Here is a 5,229-nt window from a genome sequence, read left to right as displayed (position 1 = left end):
TGGGCGGCGGGCGCCCGCGACCGCGACGGCCTCGTCCTGCGGTTCGACGGCCGGTCCTGGAAGGAGTTCCGCACCGGCACCGGAGCCGTCACCACGCTGACGTCCGACGGACGCGCCCTGTGGGCGGCCGCGGGCCCTGCCCTGCTCCACTGGACGGGCCGCCGCTGGACCACCACCGACGCCCCCTTCCCGATCAACGCGCTCACCGCCACCCCCACCGGCCTCCTGGCCGCCGGCTCCGGAACCTTCGGCCTCCTCGACGGCCGCTCCTGGACCGTCCGCGAACTCCCCGGCACCTGGCTCGCCGCCGACCCCGCCTGGCTCGTGGGCTCTTGTGCTCCCTAGGGCGTGTTCCGGAGCCGGCGCTCGTAGCGAGCGGCGTCCAGGTGCGTGCATCGCGGGGGCGGAGGAGGGAGTCAGCCTGGTTTGGCTGGCGACCGACGACAACCCTGCGAGGTGCGTGCCTGGGCGTCGCGCAGTAGAGCAGGTGGCTTCGGAACACGCCCTAAGATCAGGGCATGACGCGAGCCGTTTATATCGCCGCTACGGATGCCGCTACCAGGAAGGTGACGATCGCGCTCGGGATCGCGGAGCAGCTTTCGCGGCGGGTGGGGACGGTCGGGGTGTTCCGGCCGGTGGTGATCGAGGGGCGTGTCGATTCGACGATCTCCACGTTGAGCGGGCGGTTCAACGCCGTGGGGGCCAGCGGGGTCACCTATGACCAGGTGCACCGGGATCCGGTGCGCGCCACCACCGACATCGTCGCCGCCTACCGGCAGCTCGCGGCCAGGTGCGACGCGGTGATCATCGTGGGTACTGACTACACGGACGTCGGGGCGGCGACCGAGTTCGAGTTCAACGCCGTCCTCGCCTCGCATCTGGGCGCGCCGGTGCTGCTGCTGGTCAACGGCCAGCACCGGAGCGCGGCGGAGATCGAGACGGCCATCGCGGTCGCCGGCAAGGAGCTGGCCGCCGAGCACGCCACCCTGCTGGGCACGCTGGTGACGCGCGTCGACCAGGACCGGTTCGCCGAGGTCAAGGAGCGGCTCGACGGGCCGTCGGTGTCGGTGCTGCCCGAGGAGCCGGGGCTGTCGTCGCCGACGGTCTCGGATCTGATGGCCGGCTGCTCCGGCACCCTGTTCCTGGGCGACGAGCAGCAGCTCGGCCGGGACGTGTCCGGGCTGATGGTCGGGGCGATGTCCCTGCCGCACATCCTGGAGCGGCTCACCGAGGGCGTCGCGGTGATCATTCCGTCGGACCGGGCCGCGGCGCTGCTGCCGGCGCTGCTGGCCGCGCACTCCGCCGCGACCTTCCCCGCGCTGTCGGCGATCGTGATGACGGGCGGGATGGAGCTGCCGGAGCCGGTCGTCCGGCTGGTCGACGGGATGCACCCGACCCTGCCGGTGATCCTCACCGGGGAGGACACCTTCGAGGCCGCGACCAAGCTGGCGACCGTCGAGGGCCGGTTCTCCCCCGAGACCACCGGGAAGATCGACACCGCGCTGCGGATGTTCGCCGAGTACGTACCGGGCGCGGAGCTGCTGGACCGGCTGCACGTCACCAAGTCGGCGGCCGTCACCCCGCTGATGTTCGAGTACGACCTGATCGAACGTGCCCGCTCCGACAAGCGGACGATCGTGCTGCCCGAGGGCGACGATCCGCGGATCCTGCGGGCCGCCGACATCCTGCTGCGGCGCGGCGTCGCCGATCTGACCCTGCTCGGCGACGAGCGGGAGATCCACGCCAGGGCCGCGTCCCTTGGGCTCGACCTGGCCGCGGCCCGGATCCTCAGCCCGTTCGACACGGCGCTCCGCGAGCGGTTCGCCGCCGAGTACACCGCGCTCCGCGCCCACAAGGGCGTCTCGATCGAGCAGGCCCGCGACACCGTGACCGATGTGTCCTACTTCGGCACGTTGATGGTGTATCTGGGGTTGGCCGACGGGATGGTGTCGGGCGCGAACCACACCACCGCGCACACCATCCGGCCGTCCTTCGAGATCATCAAGACGGCGCCGGGCGCGCAGGTCGTCTCCTCGGTGTTCTTCATGTGCCTGGAGGACCGGGTGCTCGTGTACGGGGACTGCGCCGTCAACCCCGACCCGACCGCGGGGCAGCTCGCCGACATCGCCGTCCAGTCCGCCGCGACGGCCGCGGCGTTCGGGGTCGAGCCGCGGATCGCGATGCTGTCGTACTCCACCGGGACGTCGGGCAGCGGCGCCGAGGTCGACAAGGTGCGGACGGCCACCGCGCTGGTCCGCGAGCAGCGGCCCGAACTGCTGGTGGAGGGGCCGATCCAGTACGACGCCGCCGCCGATCCGGGGGTCGCGCTGGCGAAGATGCCGGACAGCCCGGTGGCGGGGCGGGCGACCGTGTTCATCGTCCCGGACCTCAACACCGGGAACAATCTGTACAAAGCGGTGCAGCGGAGTGCCGGGGCGGTGGCGGTCGGACCGGTGCTGCAGGGACTGCGCAAACCCGTCAACGACCTGTCGCGCGGCGCGACCGTCCAGGACATCGTCAACACCGTCGCGATCACCGCGATCCAGGCCCAGGGAGAATAGTGCCCCCGCTCGTCCTCGTGCTGAACTGCGGCTCCTCCTCGATCAAGTACCGGCTGCTCGACATGGACGGCGGCACGGCCGTCCTGTCCGGGACGGTCGAGCGGATCGGCGAGCCGGGCGGCCACCTCGACCACGCGGCCGGGCTGCGGGCCGTGCTCGACGAGCTCGGCGGAGCCCCCGAAGGGCTGGTCGCCGTCGGACACCGGGTCGTGCACGGCGGCTCCCGCTACGCCGACCCCGTCCTGATCGACGACGAGGTCGAGAAGGCGATCGAGGAGCTGTCGCCGCTCGCCCCGCTGCACAATCCGGCGAACCTCGCCGGGATCAGGGTGGCGCGCGAGGCGTTCCCCGACGTCCCGCACGTCGCGGTGTTCGACACGGCCTTCCACCAGACGATGCCGCCCGGCGCCTACACCTACGCGGTGCCGAAGGAATGGTCACGCGAAGGAGTCCGGCGGTACGGCTTTCACGGCACTTCGCACGCCTACGTCTCACGGGCCGCCGCCCGGCTGCTCGACCGGCCCTACGCCACGGTCAACACGATCGTGCTGCATCTCGGGAACGGGGCCTCGGCGTCGGCCGTCGAGGGCGGGCGGTGCGTCGACACGTCGATGGGGCTGACCCCGCTGGAGGGCCTGGTGATGGGCACCCGCTCCGGCGACGTCGACCCCGCGCTCGCCTCCTACCTCTCCCGGACCAGGGGGCTCGACCTGGCCGAGATCGACGCGGCGCTCAACCAGCGCTCCGGGCTGCTCGGCATGTGCGGCGCGAACGACCTGCGCGAGGTCTGGCGGCTGGTCGACGCCGGTGACCCGGACGCCGCCCTCGCCATCGACGTCTACACGCGCCGGATCAAGAAGTACGTCGGCGCCTACTACGCCGTCCTCGGCCGGCTGGACTGCATCGCCTTCACCGCGGGCGTCGGCGAGAACGACGCCAGGACCCGCGCCCTGGCCCTGTCCGGGCTGGACCACCTCGGGATCACGCTCGATCCCGGCGCCAACACCGCGCCGTCCCGCGCCGCCCGCGTCATCTCCGCCGCCGCCTCCCCCGTCACCGTCCTGGTCGTCCCCACCGACGAGGAACTGGAGATCGCCACCCAGACCCTGGCCGTCACCGGCTGACCCGTCGTCAGGTGCAGGCCGGTGTCTGGCGGGCGGCGGCGGGGACGGGCGTCCGCGGCGGCGGTGCCGGGAGCTCGGGGACGACCGTGGGCCTGGGCTTCTTGGACGGGCGGGGCGTCGGGGCCGCCTTGGAGGGCTTGGCCTGAGTGCCGTAGAGCCGGGTCCTGGTGCGCTGGACCAGGTCGATGATGAGGCGGATGCCCGTCACCTGGGCCCGGTGGCCCCGGATGTCGGTGATCTCCACGGCGAACGGGCCCTTGCCCAGGCCGTGGGGGGCCTGCCAGGCGTTGTAGTCGGTGAGGACGAGCGGGGTCCAGGGGCGCCCGGGCGCTCGGGCGCGGACGGAGCGCAGCGGGTTGCCGTGGCCCATGACCAGCAGCGACAGCCAGTACGGGTTCGAGCCGCCGCGGACCCGGACGGCCAGATTCTCCACCGGCGGGTCGACGAGGGTGCGGTAGGAGACCGGGATCCGGCCCTTGCCGAGCGGGGCGAGGGCCGCGAACGCCTCCTCGCTGAGGTCGATCTCGCCCGGTTTGCACGGGCCGCAGCGGTCGACGACCAGCACACGGATCGTCCGGGCGGGGCCGGTGACTTCCAGGATCGTGCCGCAGGCCCGCGCACCCGCGTACTCGCCCTCGCTGAGGGCGACCAGATAGTGGTCCGCCGGCAGGACGGGGTAGGCGCAGTTCCCGCCGCCCGCCTTGTAGTGGGTGGCGAAACCGTCCGGAACGGTACGGACCGCGGCGCAGGCCGGCGCGGGGGCCGCGAACGCGGAGAGGCCGACCAGCGCGGCCGTCGCTCCGGCCGCGGAACCCGCGAACACACCCGCCCAAGTCGCCCGGCGCATAGCGGGAGCCTAACGGCTGCGGAGATCCTTGGGCTGCTGTTCGTCGTCTTGTTGCCTGGGGCCGGGGATCCCGGCCACCGGCCGCGGGAATACTGCCCGCGTGGAAGCGGTGATCGGCGCGTTGAGCGCCATGCACTGGCGGCTGCTCCCGGTCCTCGGGCTGCTGGCGGTGCTGCACTACCTGTTCGCGGCGATCGGGCTGCGGGCCGCCGCGGGGTCGGCGCTGCCGTTGCCGCGCACCATGCTGACCCAGTTCACGGCCGCCGCCGCCAGCCGGTTCACCCCCGGCGGGCTCGGCGGGACGGCCGTCAACATCCGGTATCTGAGCGTCCACGGGCTGGCGCTGCCGTCGGCCGTCATGGCGGTGTCGGCGCAGCACGCGGCGCTGTGGGTGGCGGAGCTCCTGGTGCTGCTGGCGGCGATCGCGTGGACGGGCAACACCCAGGCGTTCGGGGTGGTCACCGACCAGGTCACCACCCTCGTCGACGGGCTGGCGCATCCCGGGGTGGCGGCCTGTCTGGCCGGGGCGGTCGCGCTGACGGCCGTCGCGCTGGTGCTGATGGCGCGGCGGACCAGGAAGAACGCGGTGCTGGCGTGGCTGGAGGCGGTGCGAGAACTGGCCCGGCGGCCCCGCGACCTGTGCGTGCTGATGGCGGCGTCGCTGTCGGTGGCGGCCGTGCTCGGGCTGGCGTTCGGG

At 72.9% G+C, this 5,229-nt stretch carries 5 protein-coding genes; 4 read left to right on the top strand and 1 reads right to left on the bottom strand.

Translation table 11 applies throughout. The annotated features are described in order from the left end of the window. The 3 genes from ACYVE7_RS28575 to ACYVE7_RS28565 all read left to right on the top strand — a co-directional run. On the top strand, window positions 1–345 hold a 345-nt coding region (locus ACYVE7_RS28575; protein WP_460368918.1), incomplete at its 5' end, for a hypothetical protein. Between the two features lie 173 nt (window positions 346–518). Beyond that, window positions 519–2,561, top strand: coding sequence for a phosphate acetyltransferase (gene pta, locus ACYVE7_RS28570; protein ID WP_460368916.1), 2,043 nt, complete (start codon window positions 519–521; stop codon window positions 2,559–2,561). Then, a complete protein-coding gene (locus ACYVE7_RS28565) occupies window positions 2,561–3,685 on the top strand; it encodes an acetate/propionate family kinase (RefSeq protein WP_460368914.1) in 1,125 nt (374 codons plus the stop codon). Before pta ends, ACYVE7_RS28565 begins: the two co-directional genes overlap by 1 nt. 7 nt (window positions 3,686–3,692) lie before the next feature. Here the strand turns inward: ACYVE7_RS28565 and ACYVE7_RS28560 are convergent, their stop codons facing one another. After that, the gene (locus tag ACYVE7_RS28560; RefSeq protein WP_460368913.1) at window positions 3,693–4,532 is read right to left on the bottom strand and encodes an expansin EXLX1 family cellulose-binding protein; all 840 of its coding nucleotides are present in this window, start codon (window positions 4,530–4,532) and stop codon (window positions 3,693–3,695) included. A gap of 100 nt (window positions 4,533–4,632) precedes the next feature. Between ACYVE7_RS28560 and ACYVE7_RS28555 the strand changes: the two genes are divergently transcribed. Continuing rightward, on the top strand, window positions 4,633–5,229 hold a 597-nt coding region (locus ACYVE7_RS28555; protein WP_460368911.1), incomplete at its 3' end, for a lysylphosphatidylglycerol synthase domain-containing protein.

The sequence above is a fragment of the Actinocorallia lasiicapitis genome, assembly GCF_054778695.1.
The sequence above is the reverse complement of the archived record's forward strand: the minus strand, read 5'-3'. Positions and strand labels throughout refer to the sequence as shown.